16 protein-coding genes are annotated in these 19,864 nt (G+C 64.9%); 8 read left to right on the forward strand and 8 right to left on the reverse strand.

The features are described from left to right. Positions 1 to 438 precede the first annotated feature (438 nt). Positions 439 to 1,449 (reverse strand): helix-turn-helix domain-containing protein, encoded by a 1,011-nt coding sequence (locus B2V90_RS16985; protein WP_228222631.1) that lies wholly within the window; start codon positions 1,447 to 1,449, stop codon positions 439 to 441. 180 nt (positions 1,450 to 1,629) lie between these two features. After that, positions 1,630 to 2,355, reverse strand: a complete 726-nt coding sequence (locus B2V90_RS16990) for an arylesterase (protein WP_037543792.1) — start codon at positions 2,353 to 2,355, stop codon at positions 1,630 to 1,632. On the opposite strand from B2V90_RS16990, the gene B2V90_RS16995 reads away from it, so the two are divergent. Next, entirely contained in the window at positions 2,350 to 3,051 is a 702-nt protein-coding gene (locus tag B2V90_RS16995) for an ABC transporter ATP-binding protein (RefSeq protein ID WP_228222629.1), read from the forward strand. The two genes, B2V90_RS16990 and B2V90_RS16995, sit on opposite strands and share 6 nt — an antisense overlap. Then, positions 3,048 to 5,570, forward strand: coding sequence for an ABC transporter permease (locus B2V90_RS17000; RefSeq protein ID WP_228222628.1), 2,523 nt, complete (start codon positions 3,048 to 3,050; stop codon positions 5,568 to 5,570). Before B2V90_RS16995 ends, B2V90_RS17000 begins: the two co-directional genes overlap by 4 nt. A 92-nt stretch (positions 5,571 to 5,662) precedes the next feature. On the opposite strand, the gene B2V90_RS17005 is transcribed toward B2V90_RS17000, so the two are convergent. Both B2V90_RS17005 and B2V90_RS17010 read right to left on the reverse strand, forming a co-directional pair. Further along, a complete protein-coding gene (locus B2V90_RS17005) occupies positions 5,663 to 6,118 on the reverse strand; it encodes a pseudoazurin (RefSeq protein ID WP_009823448.1) in 456 nt (151 codons plus the stop codon). Between the two features lie 111 nt (positions 6,119 to 6,229). After that, the gene (locus B2V90_RS17010; RefSeq protein ID WP_293922439.1) at positions 6,230 to 6,748 is read right to left on the reverse strand and encodes a rhodanese-like domain-containing protein; all 519 of its coding nucleotides are present in this window, start codon (positions 6,746 to 6,748) and stop codon (positions 6,230 to 6,232) included. An 86-nt stretch (positions 6,749 to 6,834) separates the two neighbouring features. Between B2V90_RS17010 and B2V90_RS17015 the strand changes: the two genes are divergently transcribed. Beyond that, complete coding sequence (locus tag B2V90_RS17015; RefSeq protein WP_414711618.1) at positions 6,835 to 7,623, forward strand: quinoprotein dehydrogenase-associated SoxYZ-like carrier; 789 nt, start codon at positions 6,835 to 6,837, stop codon at positions 7,621 to 7,623. Beyond that, complete coding sequence (locus B2V90_RS17020) at positions 7,620 to 8,564, forward strand: quinoprotein relay system zinc metallohydrolase 1 (protein ID WP_228222665.1); 945 nt, start codon at positions 7,620 to 7,622, stop codon at positions 8,562 to 8,564. The genes B2V90_RS17015 and B2V90_RS17020 overlap by 4 nt, the downstream gene beginning before the upstream one ends. Before the next feature lie 3 nt (positions 8,565 to 8,567). On the opposite strand, the gene B2V90_RS17025 is transcribed toward B2V90_RS17020, so the two are convergent. The 4 genes from B2V90_RS17025 to B2V90_RS17040 form a co-directional block, all read right to left on the reverse strand. Further along, on the reverse strand, positions 8,568 to 10,886 hold the full coding sequence (locus B2V90_RS17025; protein WP_293922447.1) for a TonB-dependent receptor: 2,319 nt from the start codon (positions 10,884 to 10,886) through the stop codon (positions 8,568 to 8,570). Between the two features lie 73 nt (positions 10,887 to 10,959). Continuing rightward, positions 10,960 to 12,963, reverse strand: a complete 2,004-nt coding sequence (locus B2V90_RS17030) for a TonB-dependent receptor (protein WP_228222626.1) — start codon at positions 12,961 to 12,963, stop codon at positions 10,960 to 10,962. A 111-nt stretch (positions 12,964 to 13,074) separates the two neighbouring features. Continuing rightward, a complete protein-coding gene (locus B2V90_RS17035) occupies positions 13,075 to 14,478 on the reverse strand; it encodes a porin (protein ID WP_228222625.1) in 1,404 nt (467 codons plus the stop codon). 121 nt (positions 14,479 to 14,599) lie between these two features. After that, entirely contained in the window at positions 14,600 to 15,559 is a 960-nt protein-coding gene (locus B2V90_RS17040; protein WP_228222624.1) for a PQQ-dependent catabolism-associated beta-propeller protein, read from the reverse strand. A 148-nt stretch (positions 15,560 to 15,707) separates the two neighbouring features. Between B2V90_RS17040 and pedF the strand changes: the two genes are divergently transcribed. From pedF to B2V90_RS17060, 4 genes are all read left to right on the forward strand, one after another. Continuing rightward, positions 15,708 to 16,133, forward strand: coding sequence for a cytochrome c-550 PedF (gene pedF, locus B2V90_RS17045; protein WP_228222623.1), 426 nt, complete (start codon positions 15,708 to 15,710; stop codon positions 16,131 to 16,133). Positions 16,134 to 16,137: 4 nt separating this feature from the next. Next, positions 16,138 to 16,995 (forward strand): substrate-binding periplasmic protein, encoded by an 858-nt coding sequence (locus B2V90_RS17050; protein WP_228222622.1) that lies wholly within the window; start codon positions 16,138 to 16,140, stop codon positions 16,993 to 16,995. 313 nt (positions 16,996 to 17,308) lie between these two features. Next, positions 17,309 to 19,057 carry a methanol/ethanol family PQQ-dependent dehydrogenase gene (locus B2V90_RS17055; protein ID WP_037543898.1) on the forward strand — a complete coding sequence of 583 codons (1,749 nt, stop codon included), beginning with the start codon at positions 17,309 to 17,311 and terminating at the stop codon, positions 19,055 to 19,057. 24 nt (positions 19,058 to 19,081) lie between these two features. Further along, entirely contained in the window at positions 19,082 to 19,864 is a 783-nt protein-coding gene (locus B2V90_RS17060) for a response regulator (protein ID WP_228222621.1), read from the forward strand.

Below are 19,864 nucleotides of genomic sequence, written 5' to 3' on the forward strand. Positions count from 1 at the left end.
CAGAAATGCCTGTCCTGACAGCGAAGGTCAAGTCAGGACAGGATAGGCTGGTTTGGGTGCCCCCATCAGGTCAGGATAGAAATTCGCTCTGCTCAATAGGAAATCTTTGTTTCACCCCGAGTCGCGGACTTGTGAGCCTCTGGGCGCATCGATGCCCAAATTTACTCCCTATGGGGTGCTCATGCTCGTTCCCCCAAGCGGTCAGGACGGTCCCCAAGAGGGCAGGATAGGCCCCCCATCGGGTCAGGCTTGCGCCCCCACAAGGACAGGGAATTACCCCCACCGGGTCAGGTCAGTGCTGAATCCCGCTGCGAAAAGAATAACTTACATATGGCGAATCTTAGAATCTCTAGAATCCTGGAATCTCCCGCCGCTGACGCGACGGGCATGGTTCGATATTTTGGTTTTTTATGGTCGCAGTTGCACAGGCAGCAACTGTCATCCCGGCCAATCCCATGGCACCGAGTCATCTTGCCAGATGCTCGGTTCTGACCGGTCCAGCGGATTGCGGCCGTCGCGCGGAACACCGGGCGGTGCGGCAACGGGTATCGCATAATGGCGATAGCTTGCCTGCCCGGTGCGTTCGATCAGCAGCCCCGCCTCTGCCGCGATGGTCAGCAACTTGATGGCACCGGCGCTGGTCAGCTGCAAATGCCGCGCCACCATTGCGCTTGTTACATAGGGCCGCAACATTGCGAGATGCAGCACGTCACCCAGCCGCCCGGCGCGCCGCCGCGAGTCCAAGAAGTGGCGCGCGCGTGCGGCAAAACCGCGCAGGCGAAGCTCCAGGTCCAGCAGCATCTGCGCAGCATCCCGAATGGCGTCCAGCCATAAGCGCTCCAGCGCAGCGTCTCGCGCCATCCGCCATCCGCTCTGTTGCGTGTCTAGACCCAGGGCAATCAGGCCGCCATGCGACCCATTCCAGCGCCCCGGTCCCCATCGATCCCCAATCAGCAGGCTGGCGGCCAGATCGCTCCGACCAAGAGGCGCGTGCGATCGCCAGGACGCAGCGACATGCGCGCTGGCGATCAGGGGAGGGGAGGGGCGCCAACGCTCTATCGCCCGCTGCCAAGTCTCCACGCGCGCGATCATGTCATCCAGTATTGGCCCGTTGACCACCCCGCCATCGCCCATCGGGTCTGGTTTCATGCCAAGCCAGTCCAGCACCGCCATGGCGTCGCCTGCCAGTGCGTCCAGACTAATGGGCGTTCCGATGGACCGTCGCCCCAGGCTGAGGTCAAAGGTCGATGTTCTTACCGTGCCCCGGCCGTCAATCTCGATATCATGGTCATGCAACGGAACGGCATCGATCGCGGCCAGTGCCTGACGTTCAGCGACATGGGCGCGCACACGGAAGGCCGCGCGAACCGGGCTGAGCCGCATGCGCTCGTCCAGACGGCCTAAAGCCTCCTGCGCATGCGCATAAGCGAGCTGCCGATCTTCCTCCAAGGGCCGCCTCCTGTCCTATATATAGCAGGGTATGATAATCTGTTTTTTATCAACAAGAAAGAATAGTATATTCAATGATAAAGACAGCTTGGGAAAGTCAGCTTTATGCGCCGATCGCGCGCGCTTGCACCGCATCGGCCCTCCCAAAATCACCCCCAAGCGGCGGCAGCGTCGCCGGCGTCAGCCTTTAAGATTTTGCGCAACAATCGGCGCCAGCCGGCGGGCGATCACTGTCACGCCCCGCGCATTGGGATGGATGCCGTCAGGCAGAAGCAGCGTCCGGTCGCCCAGCACCCCGTCCAGCATGAAGGGGTAGAGCGCGGCGTCATATTTGTGCGCCAGATCCGGAAAGATGGGGTTGAACGCAGCGGCATAATCGGCCCCCATATTGGGCGACGCGAGCATGCCGGTCAGCATAACCGGGATACCGCGCGCCTTGGCTTCGCGCAGGATCGCGTCCAGATTGTCGCGCGTTTCCTGCGGCGACAGCCCGCGCAGCATGTCGTTGCCGCCAAGCCCGACCAGCATCAGGTCCGGCGTGCGCGGCAGCCCGTCGAGCGTGAAGGCCAGCCGGGCGCGCCCCGCCGTCGTCGTGTCGCCCGACACGCCGGCATTCACCACCTGCGCCTTGAGGCCGCGGTCGGCCAGCGCGCGCTCCAACACCGGCGCCAGCCCTTGTCCCTGGTCCAGATTATAGCCGGCATAGAGACTGTCGCCAAACGCCACGACCAGTTTGCGGTCGGCCGATGGCGTCGCCCGGGCCGGCGGCTCCACCCTCTGCGCCTGTTCTCTCGCCGGGGGAGGGGGCGGCGCGTCAGGAGAACAACCCGCCGTCAGATGGACAATCAGCGTCAATGCCCCATATTGCGTCAACCTGCCCGCCAAGGACCCATTCCCTTCATGCATTCGCCACTCGATCCTGCAACTATCGCCATTCGTGCCCAGGATGTCACGCTTCAGCTTGGAACCCGCGAGGCCCCGGTAACGATCCTCAAGGGGATCGACCTGCATGTGCAGCGCGGGCAAAGCGTCGCCATATTGGGCGCGTCGGGATCGGGCAAAAGCTCGCTGATGGCGGTGCTGACAGGGTTGGAGCGGGCAAGCGGGGGAAGGGTGGAAATTGGCGGGGTCGATTTCGGCGCCTTGGGGGAGGATGATCTGGCACGCGCCCGGCGCGGTCGGATCGGCATCATCCTCCAATCCTTTCATCTGCTTCCCACCATGACCGCGCTGGAAAATGTCGCGGTGCCGCTCGAACTGGCGGGGCAGGCGGACGCCTTTGCCATTGCTGCTGACGAATTGCGCGCGGTCGGCCTTGGCCACCGGCTGGATCATTATCCCGCGCAATTGTCGGGTGGCGAGCAACAGCGCGTCGCCATCGCGCGCGCGGTCGCGCCACGCCCCACCTTGCTCTTTGCCGACGAGCCCACCGGCAATCTGGACGCCGCGACTGGCGCGGCGATCATGGACCTGCTGTTTGAACGGCAGGCGGCGGCGGGGGCGACGCTGCTCATCATCACGCATGACGCCGCGCTGGCGCAGCGCTGCGAGCGCATCATCGAAATGCGTGACGGACGCATCCTGTCGGATCACATGGCGTGAGCCGGCTTGGCTGGCGCGCAGCGTGGCGCATTGCCCGTCGCGACCTGCATCTGGGCTTTCGCGGCCTGCGCCTCCTGTTCCTCTGCCTGTTCCTGGGCGTTGCGACGCTGGCCGCGATCGGTAGCCTGACCAGCGCGATCACGCAGGAACTGCGCGATCGGGGACGGCTGATCCTGGGCGGCGACATCGAAATCGGCATGACCCAGCGCGAAGCCAGCCTGGGCGACAAACAGGCTTTTCGTCAACTTGGCGCGCTCAGCCAAACTATCCGCATGCGCGCCATGGCCCAGCGGGTGGGGCAGGGGAGGGGGAACGCGCCGCCCGCCATCCTGACCGAACTCAAGGGGGTGGACGCTGCCTATCCGCTTTATGGCGCGCTGGCGTTGCGGCACGGCATCTATCGTCCGCTTGATGCCGGCGATATCCTGATCGGCGACGCTTTGTCCCAACGGCTGGACATCGGTCGCGGCGCAAAGCTGCGCTACGGCGACGCGCTCTTCATTGTCCGCGACATCATCGTGGATGAGCCCGACCGGCTGGGGGAGGGCTTCACCCTGGGACCGGTGGCGATCACGTCCCTGTCGGGGCTGCGTCGGACCGGCTTGATCCAGCCCGGCAGTCTCTATTCCACCAAATATCGCATTCGCCTCGACCCGCGCTATGACGCGGCAACCGTGCGCAAGGATTGGGAAAAGGCGCGCGCGGGCGAAGGCTGGACGTTCAAGGATCGCGATCGCGCCGCGCCCGGCGCCAATCGCTTCATCGACCGGATGGGGCAGTTCCTGTCGCTGATCGGCCTTGCCGCCCTGGTCATCGCCGGGATCGGCGTCAGCAACGGGGTCGCTTCCTATCTCGCGGGCAAGCGCAATGGCATTGCGACGCTCAAGGTGCTGGGCGCAAGCGCGGCGGACATCGCGCGCATCTACCGCTTGCAGGTGGGCGCCGTCGCGCTGCTGGGCATTGCCGCAGGGCTCGTCGTCGGCGCGGTGCTGCCCCCGCTCGTGGTCGCGCTCGCGGGCGACGTGCTGCCGGTCAGCCCGGGTTTCCGCCTGTTCCCGCTGCCGCTGGCGACAAGCGCGCTCTATGGATTGCTCATCGCTTTTCTCTTCACGTTCCCGCCGCTGGCCCGGGCGCGGACCCAGCCCGCCGCCGCCTTGTTCCGGGGTGCGATCGAACGTCGCTCCGGTCTTGACCGACGCAGCCTTGCCGCCATGGCGCTGGCCGGTCTGCTGCTCGTCGCGCTGGCGCTTGGGACGGCGGGCGATCCGCTATTCTCCGCGGCGGTTCTGGGCGCGGTCGGCGCGGTTCTGCTCCTGCTGCTTGGCATCGGCATCGCCGTGCGCCGGATCGCCCGGCGCCTGCCCCGACCCCGCCGTCCCTGGCTGCGGCTGGCGCTCGCCAATCTCCATCGGCCCGGCGCGCAGACGGCCGCGCTCATCGTTGCGCTTGGCCTTGCTCTTACCCTGTTCGTAACGCTCGCCGGGATCGAAACCAGCCTGGATGCGGAAATCCGGCAAGTCGTGCCCAAGAAAGCGCCGGCGCAGATCGTGCTCGACATCCCCGCGTCGCAGCAGCAGCGCTTCCGCACTATTGCCCGGGCGCAGGCTCCCGAAGCGCAACTCAACATCGTGCCCGTCCTGCGCGGCACCATTACCGGCTATGGCGACACGCGCGTTGCCGATCTTGCGCAACTGCCCGAAGGTGCCTGGTTCCTGCGCGGTGAACGCGGCGTCACCTACAGTGCGGCCTTGCCCGAAGGCAGTGATCTGGTCGCAGGCACCTGGTGGCCGACCGACTATCGCGGTCCGCCCCTCGTCTCGCTCGACGCGGAAGCGGCCCGCACGCTGGGCATCGGCGTGGGTGACAGGCTGACCGTCTCGATCCTCGGGCGAGAGATTACGGCGCGCATCGCCTCGCTGCGCAAGGTCAACTGGGATACGATGGGTTTCAACTATGTGCTCGTCTTCTCGCCGGTCACATTGCAATCCGCGCCCCACAGCGTTGCTGCCACCATCACCATGGACCCGCGCCACGACACCGCCATGACCCGCGCCCTGCTGGCGGCCTTCCCCGGCGTGTCGGTCATTGCGGTGGGCGATGTCATCGATCAGGTCGGCGCCATCCTGACACAAATGTCGCGCGCCATTCTGGTTGCGGCCTCGGTCGCCATTCTGGCCGGCATTGCGGTGCTGGTGGGCGCCATCGCCGCCGCCCGCCAGTCGCGCAGCTATGACAGCGTCATCCTCAAGACGCTGGGGGCGACCCGGCTGCAACTGCTGGGCGGTCAGGCGCTGGAATATGGCCTGCTCTCGGTTCTGCTGGCGGTCGTGGCGCTGGCGCTTGGCAGCGCGGCGGCCTGGTTCGTCATTGTTCAGGTCTTCGATTTTACCTGGTCGCCCGACTGGGCGGTCATGCTGGGCACCCTGGCGGGCGGAGCGTTTCTGACACTCGGCATCGGCCTTGCCGGCGCGCTGCCGCTCCTGTCGGTCCGCCCCGCCCGCGCCCTGCGGCAGGTCTGACGGGGCAGGGGGGCGTCGACCGCCAGCCTCGTCCTGGGGTTGCGCGTCTGGCTCTGACGCCTTTCTTGACGGCAGCGGGCGACTACAGTCGGTTATTTCACCTTGGCCAGCGCGGCCGTCATGCGCTTGGCGGCGAAGGGGGGCAGCTTCACTGCTTTCGCTGCGGCGATATCGGCTGGCGTCACCTTGCCCACCTGGACCAGGGCGACCATGCCCATCGAATAATGCGGCATGCATTTGATGCCATAAAGACCGGGCTTGGTCACAGTCATCGTCACTTCCTTGTTCATCGCCCCCTTCATCGGCGTCGCGCCCGTTGGCAGCATATTGGCCATGGTTTCGGCATTATGGCTGGGATTGGTCGGCAAAAACCGGATCTTGTCGCCTGGCGCGGCTTTGACGAAGGACGGTTCGAACACCATCGCGCCCTCCGCGCCCTGGTTCTTCATATGGACGATGATCTCCTTGGCGGCCGCGGGCAGGGGCGACAGCAGCAGTGTGGCGACCGACAGGCGAAGAATGACGGGACGGATCAAGGCTCTCTCCATTGGATGGCTCGGCGTAGGCCGCCGGATTGCCAAAGAAAATGGGGGTTTTCCCTAACCCGGCGCAATGGGCCATTGGTCCAAGGTCCCTGTTCGGACTGCGTGGGTCGTCGGTCATTCGGGCCGGTTGCGTTCGGGACTGACAGGCTCCAGCCGCAAGCCCAGGTCCCGCCAGCCATCGCTCCCTTCCGCCAGCCACCAGATAGGCCGATAGCCCGCGCGCTGCAGCCGTCGCGCCGCATTCCAGCTCATCCAGCAATCGGCCAGGCAAAAGACGATGACTGGCATATCGGCGCGCCCTGCGGTCAGCCGCGTCACGCCGCCGATCAGCCATCGTTCGACGGCCGGATCAATGCCACCCCTGCCGCTTTCGGGGAACCAGTGCGCGCCGGGAATCGTCATTCGCTCTGGCTTGCCCCCCGCACCGGGATCGACCGGCGTCACGTCGATGAACAGGGCATCGACACCTGGCCGCAACATCGCTGCGGCCTGGGGTGCGATCCGGGTAACGCCGTTGGGTGCGCGCCGCGTCGGCGCGCGATAATGGGCGATCCGATATCCCGCGCTGTCGAATGCAGATGCGTCCGCCTCCGCAGGCGCAGCGATCGACAGCATCATCCACGCGATCCCCATCGTCAAATCCTTCCGCGTCATCGACCCAAGGTGCAATGGTATCGCAAGGCGGCCTGCCTTACCTCCTGCACTTAGGGAGAAGGGACATGAAGGCCATGATGGCGCTGCTGCTGGCGCTGATCGCCGCGCCGGGGCAGGCGGCGCAGGATTATCCCGCCGATCCGTTGGGATCGCCCATGTGGCGCGCTCATGCCCTCACCTTGTTCGGCGACGATCCGGTCCGGTTCGACGCGCGGGTGAAGGTCGAATTTCCGGCCATAGCAGAGGATCAGCGCGCCTTTCCCGTCGCCATCGACGCGCGCGGAATTCCCGGGGTGCGGCGGATGCTGCTGTTTGCCGACCTCAATCCCATTCCGATCGCGATCGACTATCGGCCGACCCATGCCGCGCCTTATGTCGCTACCCGCATCAAGCTCGACCAGCGAACGCCGGTGCGCGGCGCGGTGCAGCTGGCGGACGGCCAGTGGCTGGTGTCGGGTGGCTGGATCGATGCCGCGGGCGGGGGCTGTTCCACTCCACCGATCAGCCGGGTGAAGGGCGACTGGGCTGATCATCTGGGCGAAATTCGCGGGCGCGCTTGGCCGCAGCAGGATGGCTCGCGCCTGCGGCTCGGCTTTCGCCACCCCATGGATACCGGGCTGGTCGCCAATATCGCGACCTATCATCTCGACCATCTGACGGTGAAGGATGGCGATGGCCAGCTGCTGGGCGACATGGATCTGTGGGCCAGCGTGGCCGAAGACCCGGCGCTGACCCTCATGCCCGATGCGCCGGCAGGGGGGCAGCTTCTGGTCGAGGCTCGCGACACCAATGGCCGGGATTATGTCGCGCGCATCGACGTGGCCCGGCAATCGCCGATACCGGCGCGCCCCTGATGCTCTCGCGTCGCAGCGTCCTGACAGGCTTCGCCTTCCTGCCCGTTGTCGCCAGAGCAGCCGAAAGCTATGCGATCGAACCCGAACAAATCGCGCAAGGCATCTGGATGGTGCGGGGGGCCGATGCCCCCATTCAGCCTGACAATGGCGGCGCCATCGCTAATATCGCCATTGTCGATACGCCTGCGGGCACGGTGTTGATCGATTGCGGTCCGTCGTTGCGCTATGGCCTGGCGCTCAAGCGCGTGGCCGAAGAGCTGACCGGAAAGCCGGTGATCCGCATCTATGTGACGCATCTCCATCCCGATCATGGCTTTGGCCTTGGCGCTTTCGACGCCACCCGCGCCGCCGCACTGCCAGGCACCATCGCCGCCATTGAAGCGCAGGGGCAGGGCTTTTCCGATGCCATGTACCGTATCCTCGGCGACTGGATGCGCGGCACCGACCTTTTGCTGCCCCGCATCGCGCTGACGGCCGGGCAGGAGGATTTTGGCGGCCGGACGTTTCGCCTCCTGGCGTTGTCTGGCCACAGCAGCGCGGACTTGGCATTGCTCGATGAACAGACCGGGCTGCTGATGGCGGGCGATCTTGTGTTTTATAATCGCGCGCCCAGCACGCCGACCGCCGACTTGCCGGCCTGGCGCGCCAGCCTTGATCGGCTCGCGGCGCTGGATCATGGCGCCTTGCTGCCGGGCCATGGACCTTTGGATCCTGGCGGCACGGCCGCGATCGCCCAGACTCGCGACTGGCTCGACTGGCTCGACGCGACATTGACCGATGCCGTCGCCGCCGGTCTCGACATGGTGGAAGCGGGGATGCTGCCGATCCCTGATCGCTTCGCCGGCCTCGCCGCCGCGCGCTACGAACTGCAACGCAGCGTCTCGCACCTCTATCCCGGACTAGAGGCGCGGCTGCTTCCGCGCGTCGACCGGCCGGACTAAATCCTAGAAACTCGCCTTCATGCCCAGATACCAACGGCGCGGCGCGCCCGGGCCATAAGCGCGCGGGTCCGACGCGCCGGGCGCTTCCTCCAGGTCGATCTCATCTACCTCGCTGAACGTTCCGAATGTCGCATAGCGTCGATTGAAGGCGTTGCGCACTTCGCCGAACAGGCTGACGCCCGGCACAATCGTCACGCTGCCGCGCAGATTGACGATGGCATAGCCGGGCACCTGGCGCGTATCATTGCCTTCGTCGCCGACCAGATACTGGCCGCTCCGCGCCAGCACATCGCCCCCCACCGACCATCGCGCTGTCGCATAGTCGAGGCTCAGCGTCGCGCTATGGCGGGGAATGCCCGGCAGCCTGTCGCCGCGCGCCACCGCGATTCTTCCGTCATCATCCGCTTGCGGGTTGGCCGGGCTCGCAAGCGTCAGCGGCGCGCGATAGGTCGCATCGGTGAAGGCGTAGCTGATCGCCCCGGTCAGGCCGCCCCGGCTTGCCTTGACGCTGGCTTCGATCCCCTGCCGCCGGGTCGCGCCGATATTCTGGAAATAGGCTCGCCCCCTGATGGCCGAGGCGATATATTGAATGTCGTTGCGGTTGCGCGTGCGATAGGCCGACAGTAGCCAATCGACCTTGATGCCGCCGGCCTGTCCCGATCCGCTCGCGCCCGCTTCCCAGCTTTTGGCCACCACCTGCTTGAGCGGCGGATCTGCGATGAAGAAGTTGGTCAGGCTGCACGGCGCATTTTCGTCGGCGCAGGACAACTCCGCCGGGGTCGGCGCCCGGTTCGTTTCCGCATAGCCTGCCCGCAGCGACAGCGCATCGCTCATCCTGTAATCCAGTTCCACGCCCGGATTGACCCGCTGGAACCGGTGCCGACCGTTGAGTGCCGTGCCGATCTGGTCCTGCAACACGATCCGCGCATGATTATATCGCAGGCCGATTTCGGCCGACAGGCGCGGCGTGATCGGCAGCTTGTCCTGCACGAAGACGCCCCAATAATCGCTGTGCGTGATCAGGCTGACCGGCGCGATGGCGCCATCGCCCTGTACGATCATCGTGCCCAGCCCATCGACGCTGCGCGCATCGGTCAACGCGCCCAGTTCGACCGACGTGTCGAATCGCGTCCGGCTGGTGTCGTAACTCAGGCCCAGCGCGAAATGGTTGCGCCCGCCCAGCATCGGCCGGTCGTCGATGATCTGGAACAGGGCGCCCATGGCGCGCGTGCGGGTACGGCCGCGATTGAGCACGCCATAGCCGTCCCCGTCCAGCATGTCGGCGATCGGGGCGCCGGCCGCGTCGGTCAGCACCGCCTCTTCCTCCTCATCGGGATCATCCCCGACGCTTTCCAGGCACAACAGCCCTGCCTCGTCCTCCTCCTCGCATGCCTCGATATCGGCCGCGTCGCCGTTGATCGTGCGTAGCGTCAGGCGCTGGGCATAGAGCGTGCCTTCGATCCGCGTGGTGTCGGACAGGGCGACCCAGGGATGCAGGCTGATGCGGCCATAGGTCGACTGGCTGTTATCGGGCCAAGTGAACACCGCGCGCCGGTCCGCTGCCAGTAATTCGACCGGGGCGACCCCATTGCCGGTCAGGTCGGTATCCGCGCCCACCAGCTTGACATGCAGGCCACCCGACGCCGTGTCGAAGCCCAGGTCGAGATAGCCATTATAGAGGGTTGAGGGTGAAAAATCGCGCCAGCCATCCTCATGGCTATATTGGAACGCGCCATAGGCGCTCAGGTCGCCGCGCGCGATGCCACCTGCAATGCTCGCCTCGCGATAACCGAAACGTCCCGCGCTATAGCTGGCCTCCAGCCCCGGATCGGACAGGCCGGTGCGCGTTTCGACCAGCATCGCGCCGCCCAGCGCGTTGAGGCCATAGACCGGGCTTGCATCCAGCAGGCTCACGCTTCGGATCGCCGCTTCGGGCAGCAGGTCGAACGCCACCGTATCGCCAAAGGGCTGGTTGAACCGCGCCCCGTCCAGATAGACCGCTAGTCCCTGCGCCACCCCTTGTAATGGCGACGCGGAAAAGCCGCGATAGACCAGATTGGGTTGCCAGGGATTATTCTGTGCGTCCTGCAAGGTAATGCCCGCGATGGTCCGGGTCAGTGCGCCAAGCAGGTCGGGTGTGCCCGCGCGCCCGATATCGTCGCGCGTCAGGATCAGCGCATCGTCCACGTCGACTGCGCCCCCCGGAGCAGTCACGATGATCGCGCTTCTGTCGATGTCGCTGTCGGCCTCGCCTTCCGCCGCGCTAATTGGCATCGTCCAGATCGCCGCCGATCCGGCCAACAGCGCACCCCAGGTCCGCATCATCCTCACCCCCATTTTCCTTGTTGAAACAAGGGTTAGGGGAAGGGCAGGGGGCGCTCCATCCTACTTTGGGTCAAGGACGCCAGCTGACGCCGATCCACAGCGTGCGCGGCGTGCCAAGGTCGATGGACCCGCCCGCATTGCGTGTGACGACTGTTTCGTCGAACAGATTTTCGCCCCGCGCGACCAGCGATACGCCCTTGGCCAGCGGCAGGCGCGCAACCGCGTCCAGCGTCAGCGCGTCGGGCAGCACATCGCTTTGCAGGTCGTCTTCATATTGCTTGGCGACATAGCGCAGCGTCGTGGACAGCGATGGCCCCCCGCGCGGCGCCCAGGCCACCGTGCCGCTGGCTGCATGGCGCGGACCCTGTGCGGGCGTGAAGCCGTCAAACGCCTCGCCCGGCGCATGCACGCTGCTGTGGCTATAGGCATAGGATGCCGACAGGGAAAAATCGCCCATCTGCGCCGCCGCCGTCAGTTCCACGCCCTTGGCGACGATCCGCTCGACATTCTGCCGCTCGCGTGTGTTGGGAGCGATGGTGACATTGGCGATCGCGCCGTCCAGCCGGTTGTAAAAGGCCGTGGCCGACAGGGTGACGCCCTTCATGGGTGTCAGGTCGACGCCCGCCTCCACGCCTTTCAGCTTTTCGGGGTTCAGCGCGGCATTGGCGCGCGTGGTGATGGGAAAGACCACGAAGGGCCGATACAGTTCGTTCAGCGTCGGCAGACGAAAGCCGCTATAGGCCGCCGCCCGCAGCGCCACCGCGTCGCCGGGCCTGAACAGCGCGCCGACCCGGCCGGTCGTTTCCCAGCCCGACCGATCGGCATAGGATTCGCCCGTGGCCGCGCCCGTCGTCGCATTGACCTGGCGGTAGAAACCGTTGCGGATCGTCCACCGGTCAACCCGCGCGCCGCCGGTCAGCACCAGTCTGCCCAGCGTCCAGTCATCCTCGACGAACAGGCCGCTCGTCCATTGCTCGCCGCCCGCATGACGCAGGAAGGTGCGCGGGTTGCTCGCGACATTGGCGTTATAGGCGTCCTCATACATGTCGCCGGTGGCTAGCCGCGTGTCGGCGCCCACGCGCAGCACATGTTGGGGACCGACCGGCGGGCGCAGCTCGATCTTGCCGCCCAGCCCGGTCGATGGCGTGTTGCGCTGGTCCAGCGTCTTGCGAAAGCTGGAGGAGGATATGACGATATTGGAAAAATTGCGCGCCTGGATATAGGCCAGCGCATCGACCTGCCACGGGCCGCGCGCGACATAGCGGATGCTGGCGTCCTGGCCCTCGCTCATGCTGTCGGCGCCCTGGAAACGCAGCGTGCGATGATCTTCGAACAGCGTTGCGCGAAACTGCAATTCGGACGTCGCGGAGATCGGAGCGACCGCGCGGAGATTGGTCGACCAGCCATCATAGGCGGCGGGCGCGCTGGCGGCGACTCGTTGGTCGCGCGGCGTGGTATAAAATCCATCCCCCCGGTCCCATCGGCCCGACAGGGAGACATGACCGCCGCCCAGATCCGGGGTGATGGTGGCGGACAATTCGCTGGCGTCTCGGCTGCCATATAGAGCGCTCAGCGCCATGTCGGGTAATTCTTCGCGGGTCGCGCTCGCCAGTTCTATGGTGCCGGCGACCGCGCCCGATCCGAACGCGCCGCTGCCCCCGCCGCGCGTCACGCGCACGACCGACAGTCGCTCGGGCGCCAGCGCACCGAAGGGAATATAACCAAAGAAGGGATCGGCCAGCGGCACCCCGTCCAGCAGCATCAAGGTCCGGCTTGACGCGTTGCCGCCCAGCGCGCGCAGCGTCACGCCCTGCGCGGACGGGTTCGCCGACCGGCTGTCCGATCGGCGAAACTGCTGAAATCCCGCGACATCGCCCAGTACCGTTTCGATCCGCCCCGACGCGCTGTCCATCAGCCGTTCGCGCCCGATCACCACCGATCCATAGGCCGGGGTTCCCGGCGGCAGCGGCAGGCCGCGTCCCGTCACGATGATCGCCGGCGCATCGCCGGGCGTCTGCGCCCAAGCGGCAGTCGGAACGGTCAATAGCAACGCAGGCAGCAGGCAGGTCTTCATGGCATTCCCCTCAGGCGGCCTCTCCCTTCTGGTTTTTTGTCGCGATTGCAAACGGAAAGGGCCGCACCCCTTGTAGGATGCGGCCCGTCCCCCGTGACATTGGTCCTTTGGTCAGAAAAAGAGGATCGCGCCCGCCGCGATCGCGTCCGACGACGCCTCATTGCCGTTATGCGCCTGCGACTTGGTGCTCACATATTCGCCGAGCAGCGTCACCCAGCTATTGAGGCCATAGCGGACCTGCCCCACCCAGCTGCTATTCTTGTCGACCAGCGCGGGGTTGGCGATCGCATCGGCTGCATTGGCGTAATCCAGATGGCTCTCACCATAGCTGCCGCCGAACGAGAATTTGCCGAAGGTCGCCAGGCCCTGAAGATAGAAGCCGTGGCTGTCGCGCTTGTTGCCCAGCCCATCTGTGTCGAACAGGTTGAGCGCAGTGGTGCCAAGGCCCGATGCGTCATAATAGGTTCCGACCACCGTCACCGGGCCAAAGCCGACCTTGGCGCCCACATCCCATCCCCAGCCGGTATAATCAGGGCCGGCATCGACATTATGCTTCTGCGTAATGCCCGACGCCCACAGCCGCGTCGATACCGCGCCCATCTTGCCGTCATAGACCAGCTTGCCCTGGAAACCGGGCTGCTTGTTGGTTTCGGCCGGGCCGGTCAGCGATGACAGCGGCTCGAAAATTCCGATGCTGGCGGTGATCCCGCCAAAGCTGGGCGTGGTATAGGTGATCTGCGGCTGGAAGTCGGTATAGATATAGCCGATGCCGATCCGGCCCAGCGTCGTGTTGGACGGCGCGACATTGCCCGCCGGCGTGCCCGACGATAGCAAGGTGATGTCGTTCAATATCGCTTCGGACGCGAACAGGCCGATATCACGGCCGATCTTCACCTCGCCAAATCCCTTGCGCCCGAACGTCAGATAGGTCTGGCGGAAATCGATGCCGCTGGTCTGCAACGCGCGCGGATTGCCGGGGCTGTTGGCGCCGCCGCCCGCTGCATAATTGACTGAATTGATGCCCGGATACATGCCGAAATGCGCGCCCACGTCCCACCCGCCCTGGGTGGTCATCGCCTCGACCTTCAGGAAACCGGGCAGCAGGCCGTTGCGGATCGCCGATGTGTCGCCGCCCACCGTCGCGACACCGCCCACGACCGTGTTGGTCGCGCTGGGCGCTTCGCCATTGTCGTGCACGTAAAATCCGTTGACCGACCCTGAAAATTTCAGCGTCACATCCCCCATCTGCAACCCGATGCCGCTATCGGTCATCCGCACGAAGCCCGCGCCCCCCGATGCGTCGGGTGTCACGGGCGGTGCGCTGGGCGCGGCAGCCGCCTGCGCCGTTTCGCTCGCCTGGCCGCTCAGCAGCTCCTGATATTCCTCGTCGGTCAGGATGCCCTTTTCATGCAGTCGTTTCAGCAGATCGGCGGTGGTGCCGGCCATCGCCGGCGCGGCCGTGACGCAAAGCGCGAATGCGCTCGCGGCGCACATCAGGCGCAGTGTCCCCTTCATCTCATCCTCCCGTTGAGCCGCCGGTGGTTCCGGCTGGCCCGGACAGTGGGCTGCATCAGGCGGACCGAAAATTGAACTTAGGTTCTGCGACTTTCGGCCGGGCGCTGCGGTATCGGTCGGGTCAGGGCGCGATGGCGATTCCCCACGGGGCAGAGCCGACCGGCACGGTGCCCACCACCTTGGCCATGTCCAGGTCGATCACCGACACATTGTTCGAAAGGCCATTGGCGCTATAGGCGTGGCGGCCATCGGCGCTGACCGCGACATGCCAGACGCGGCGGCCGACCGGGACATAGGCGCGCACCTTGCGGCTCGCCACATCGACCAGCGCGACATGATCGGCGCGGCCCAGCGCCACGATCGCGGTCTTGCCGTCGGGCGTGAAGCGGATGCCGCAGGGCAGAATGCGATGCGCCGCGACGCCCTCTATCTCGAACGGCAGCGTGTCCGTAATCGTCCGGCTGGCGACGTCCGCGATCTGGACGACGCCGCCGATCTCGGCCGCGATCCAAAGCTGGCGCCCATCGGCGGTGAATTCGACATGGCGCGGCCGCATCTCGGTCGCGGTTTCGCCTGCCGCCGTCCGGGTGGAAAGATCAATCCAGGTGACGACATTATCCTCTTCGGACGTGACCGCGACCCATCGTTCGTCCGGGCTTTGCGCGACGCCTTCCGGCTCGCCGCCGACCGCCACCTGAAAGGCGACGGTGCGCGAGGAAAGGTCGATCGCGGTCAGCGCGGCGTCATTTTCATTGGCGACGAACAGGGTGCCGCCATCGCGCGACAGGAAAAATTGCTCGGGGTCCTCACCGGACGGCAATTCGGCCACCAGCTTGCCGCTGGCGCGATCAATCACCTGCACCGCATGATCCAAGCTGGCGCATAGATAGACATATCGTCCATCCTTCGACACGGTGATGCCGCGTGGCCGGCCGCCCACATCCCACGTTGCCAGCACCGTGCGCGTCGCGCCGTCGATCACGCTCACGCTGTCGCCCCGCTCATTGGAGACATAGAGCGTGTCCGCGATCGCCGGGACCGGCATCGCACTCGCCATCGCGGCCCATAGCAGTTTCTTCATGCCAGCCCTCTCCCTCAATGTCCGTCGTCCCAATGGTCTAGGCGCAGCATCAGGCGGGCGGGATTGTACCAAAGGCCAATGGGGCGCGCTCCGCCGCTCCCCTACACTTGCATGGAACAGGACATGATGGGTGAGGATGGACAGGCTCATGACTTCGGGACGCATTTTGCTGCTGGGCGCGCTTGCCGTGCTGGGCGGAACGACGGCCAGCCAACTGCTGGCGCATGGCGACGTGACGCCGCAGGCGGTCGATACCTCCGCGCTGCCGGACATTGGCGAGGAATGGCTGGAAAAAAATCCCTATAGCGGCAACGCCAAGGCGATCGAAATCGGCCAGTCCGCCTATGGCCAGAATTGCGCACGCTGCCATGGGCTCGACGCGGAAAGCGGCGGCATCGCCCCGGACCTGCGCTATTTGGAGCAGGGTGAGTCGGGCGACCAGTGGTTCGCCGAACGCTATCGCCACGGCTCAAGCCATGACGGAAAAGTCTATATGCCGCCATTTGGGGATGTCCTGGGGCAAAAGACCGGCTGGGCGATCCGCGCCTGGCTCGAAACCAAGTTCGAGGGCTGATCCCATGGTCAGCCGCCGCGCCTTTCTCAGCGCCGCCGGCGCTGCCGCGACACTGGGCCTGCTGCCCTCGCGCATCGGCGCGGCGCCGCTTGGCAAGGTCAGGGATACAGGGGTCCTTCGGGTCGCCGTCTATAGTGATAACCGTCCCTGGTCCTGGGAAAAAAACGGCCGGCTGACCGGCATCGACATCGATCTTGCCAACGCCTTGGCGCAAAAGCTGGGCGTACGCGCCGACGTGGCGCAGATTACGGCGGATGAAAGCGTCGACGATGACCTGCGCAATGCGGTTTGGAAGGGCGGACTGCTCGGCTTCATGCCGGCCGACATCATGCTGCATGTGCCTTTTGACCGGGCCTTTGCCGCGCGCAATGATCAGGTTGCGATTGTCGCGCCTTATTATCGTGAGACGTTCCAGTTTGCCTGCGCCAATGGCGATATCGACTGTGATGCGCCGCCCGTCCAATGGAAGGGCAGGCGGCTCGCCGCCGAACTGGACAGCATTCCCGATTTTTATCTGATCGGCGCCTTTGGCGGGGTACTGTCCAGGGATGTCGTCCATCATAAAAGCGGCGCAGCCGCCGTGGACGCGATGCTCGATGGCGGGGCCGACGGCGTGCTCGCCAGCCGCGCCCAGATCGAAGCAGCGCTGCATGACCGCGGAAATCCCGCCATCATTCGCCGCAAAATGCCGCTTCCCGCCTTCACCTCGCCGGGTTGGGACATCGGCATGGCGGTCAAGGAAAACAGCCGCACGCTGGGCGACGCGGTGGAGGACATCCTGGCCGCCATGGGGACGTCGGGCGAACTGGCCGCCCTGTTCGCCGCCCATGGCGTCACCTATCAGAAGCCTGTCGCTGGCTGATCGCGGCCCTCACTTGCCGCTTCCAATGTTGGACTTTCTCTGATCTATCCTGGTCGGTGAGGCACGCTTCGATCCTTTTCATGCTCGGTTGGGCGGGTTTTGGTGGCTATCGCCACCTGTCGCTTAGGTGTCGCTTCCGTGTCGCTTCGTGGGGCGCGCTGCGGTCGCTTCGGGGCCAAAAGCGGCCAAAGCGAATGAACTTCGCTCCTGTGCATTTCCTCCCGACCGAAGGTCCAATTGCCGCTTGCGCCGCCCGGCATAGGCTGTTCGGCGCAATGGGGGCGCACGGCGCCGCAGAAATGGGAGGATGATGATGAAGGGACGTATGTTGCGTTCGCTGGGCGGCGCCGCCGCATTGGCATTGGTCGTGGCTGGGGCGCCGCTGCTGGCGCAGGGGGCTGGCCCGACCGATGCTGACCTCATGAACGACGCGGCAACGCCCGGCGACGTGCTGACCTATGGCATGGGTCCGCGCGCACAGCGGTTCAGCCCCTTGAAGCAGATTGACGCGGGCAATGTCGCAAAACTCGTGCCCGCCTTCGCCGCCTCGCTGGGCGGTGAAAAACAGCGCGGTCAGGAAGCGCAGCCGATCGTCTATGACGGCACCATCTATGTGACGGGCAGCTATTCGCGCCTCTTTGCCTTTGACGCGCGCACCGGTGAGGAAAAATGGCAATATGATGCCCGACTGCCGGACGCGATCATGCCCTGCTGCGACGTCGTCAATCGCGGTGCGGCCATCTATGGCGACAAGATCATCTTCGCCACGCTCGACGCGCGCGTGGTGGCGCTGAACCGCGAAACCGGAAAGGTCGTGTGGAATAAGCAGATCGCCGACTATAAGGAAGGCTATAGCGCGACAGCCGCACCGATCATCGTCAAGGGCATGGTCATCACCGGCAATTCAGGCGGCGAATTCGGCGTCGTCGGCGCGGTCGAGGCGCGCGACGTCAACACCGGCGAACTGATCTGGCACCGCCCCGTGATCGAAGGCCATATGGGCACGTTGCGGGGCAAGGATAACGGCATCACCGGCAAGACCAACGCCAGCTGGCAGGGCGACTTGTGGAAGACCGGCGGTGGCGCAACCTGGCTTGGCGGCACCTACGACCCGGAAACCAATCTGCTCTTTTTTGGGACCGGCAATCCAGCACCCTGGAACAGCCATCTGCGCCCGGGCGACAATCTCTATACCAGCTCCACCATCGCGCTCGATCCCGACACCGGCGTCATCAAATGGCATTATCAGACAACGCCGCATGACGGCTGGGATTTCGACGGCGTCAACGAATTCATTCCCTTCGACGCCACGATCAATGGCAAGCCGATGAAGCTGGGCGCCAAGGCGGATCGCAACGGCTATTTCTATGTGCTCGATCGCACCAACGGCAAATTGGTCAGCGCCTCGAAATTCGTCATGCAGACGACTTGGGCTGACGGCATCAATCTCAAGACCGGACGGCCCAATTATATCGAAGCCGGCCGACCCGGCGCGCCGACGACCGAGAAGGGGAAGCCGGTCTTTGCCTCCCCCTCCTTCCTTGGGGGCAAGAACTGGATGCCCATGGCCTATAGCCAGGACACGGGCCTGTTCTACGTGCCATCCAATGACTGGGGCATGGATATCTGGAACGAACCCATCGCCTACAAGAAGGGCGCGGCCTATCTGGGCGCGGGCTTCACCATTAAGCCGATTGCCGAAGACCATATCGGCGCGTTGCGCGCAATGGATCCCAAGACCGGCAAGATCATGTGGGAATATAAGAACAAGGCGCCGCTATGGGGCGGCGTGCTGACGACGGGCGGCAACCTCGTCTTCACCGGCACGCCGGAGGGCTATCTCAAGGCGTTCGACGCCAAGACGGGGCAGGAACTCTGGAAATTCCAGACCGGATCTGGCGTGGTCGGATCGCCCGTCACCTGGGAACAGGATGGCGAACAATATGTCGCCGTCATGTCTGGCTGGGGTGGGGCGGTCCCGCTGTGGGGCGGCGAAGTGGCCAAAAGCTTCAAGGACATCAACCAGGGCGGGGCGCTCTGGGTGTTCAAGCTGCCGCGATAAGCCGAAATGAAAGGAGATTGATTGATGATTGTCATGGGCCGGGGACATCATACGCCGCACATGCCGGCATTGCCGCCACGCGCGATGCATCTTGCCTCCGCCCATGGCATCATGGATCATGAAATGCAGGGGCGGGGGATGGGTCAGTATATGGGCGGGGACGCCATGATGGAACGGGTGCTGATCATCGACGATCATCCACTGGTGCGCGATGGCCTGCGCAGTGTCATCGCGATCAGTTTCGACAATATCGAGATATTGGAGGCGGCGAGCTTGGCAGAAGCGGTCGCGCTGCTGGAAAAGCAGGACAATTTCGATCTCATCCTGCTGGATCTCAATATTCCCGACGTTCGCCGCCTCGACGGGTTGAAACTGCTGCGGCAGCGTTTTCCAATCCTCCCCGTCGTCATGGTCTCGGGCGCTTTCGACCGCGCCATCGTGCAGGACGCTTTGGCGGCCGGAGCGGCGGGGTTCATCCCCAAATCGCTCAAGCGCAGCGGCATTGTCGATGCGCTGCAACGCATCGTCGCTGGCGAAATTTATCTGCCCGAAACCATGGGCGAAGTGCCGCCCCCTTCGGTGGAGGAGGATGATATCGTCCGCCGCATCGATAGCCTGACGCCGCAGCAGAAGACTGTTCTGGGCCATCTTGTTCGTGGCCGCCTCAACAAGCAGATTGCCCATGACCTCGGCGTGTCGATGACCACGATCAAGGCGCATGTCTCGGCCATCCTGCAAAAACTAGGCGTGCTCAGCCGTACCCAGGCGGTCATCAAGGCGAACCGTGTGGGCTTTAGCGGCGACTGA

The organism is Sphingobium sp. UBA5915, from assembly GCF_002431195.1.
GTDB classification, from domain to species: Bacteria; Pseudomonadota; Alphaproteobacteria; order Sphingomonadales; family Sphingomonadaceae; genus Sphingobium; species Sphingobium soli.

Excerpts from the sequence above, each read along its gene's own strand:
- B2V90_RS16995 (WP_228222629.1), top strand. The coding sequence starts at position 2,350 with ATGCATTCGCCACTCGATCCTGCAACTATCGCCATTCGTGCCCAGGAT.
- B2V90_RS16990 (WP_037543792.1), bottom strand. The coding sequence starts at position 2,355 with ATGCATGAAGGGAATGGGTCCTTGGCGGGCAGGTTGACGCAATATGGG.
- B2V90_RS17005 (WP_009823448.1), bottom strand. The coding sequence starts at position 6,118 with ATGGAGAGAGCCTTGATCCGTCCCGTCATTCTTCGCCTGTCGGTCGCC.
- B2V90_RS17010 (WP_293922439.1), bottom strand. The coding sequence starts at position 6,748 with ATGGGGATCGCGTGGATGATGCTGTCGATCGCTGCGCCTGCGGAGGCG.
- B2V90_RS17015 (WP_414711618.1), top strand. The coding sequence starts at position 6,835 with ATGAAGGCCATGATGGCGCTGCTGCTGGCGCTGATCGCCGCGCCGGGG.
- B2V90_RS17025 (WP_293922447.1), bottom strand. The coding sequence starts at position 10,886 with ATGCGGACCTGGGGTGCGCTGTTGGCCGGATCGGCGGCGATCTGGACG.
- B2V90_RS17030 (WP_228222626.1), bottom strand. The coding sequence starts at position 12,963 with ATGAAGACCTGCCTGCTGCCTGCGTTGCTATTGACCGTTCCGACTGCC.
- B2V90_RS17035 (WP_228222625.1), bottom strand. The coding sequence starts at position 14,478 with ATGAAGGGGACACTGCGCCTGATGTGCGCCGCGAGCGCATTCGCGCTT.
- B2V90_RS17040 (WP_228222624.1), bottom strand. The coding sequence starts at position 15,559 with ATGAAGAAACTGCTATGGGCCGCGATGGCGAGTGCGATGCCGGTCCCG.
- pedF (WP_228222623.1), top strand. The coding sequence starts at position 15,708 with ATGACTTCGGGACGCATTTTGCTGCTGGGCGCGCTTGCCGTGCTGGGC.
- B2V90_RS17050 (WP_228222622.1), top strand. The coding sequence starts at position 16,138 with ATGGTCAGCCGCCGCGCCTTTCTCAGCGCCGCCGGCGCTGCCGCGACA.
- B2V90_RS17055 (WP_037543898.1), top strand. The coding sequence starts at position 17,309 with ATGAAGGGACGTATGTTGCGTTCGCTGGGCGGCGCCGCCGCATTGGCA.
- B2V90_RS17060 (WP_228222621.1), top strand. The coding sequence starts at position 19,082 with ATGATTGTCATGGGCCGGGGACATCATACGCCGCACATGCCGGCATTG.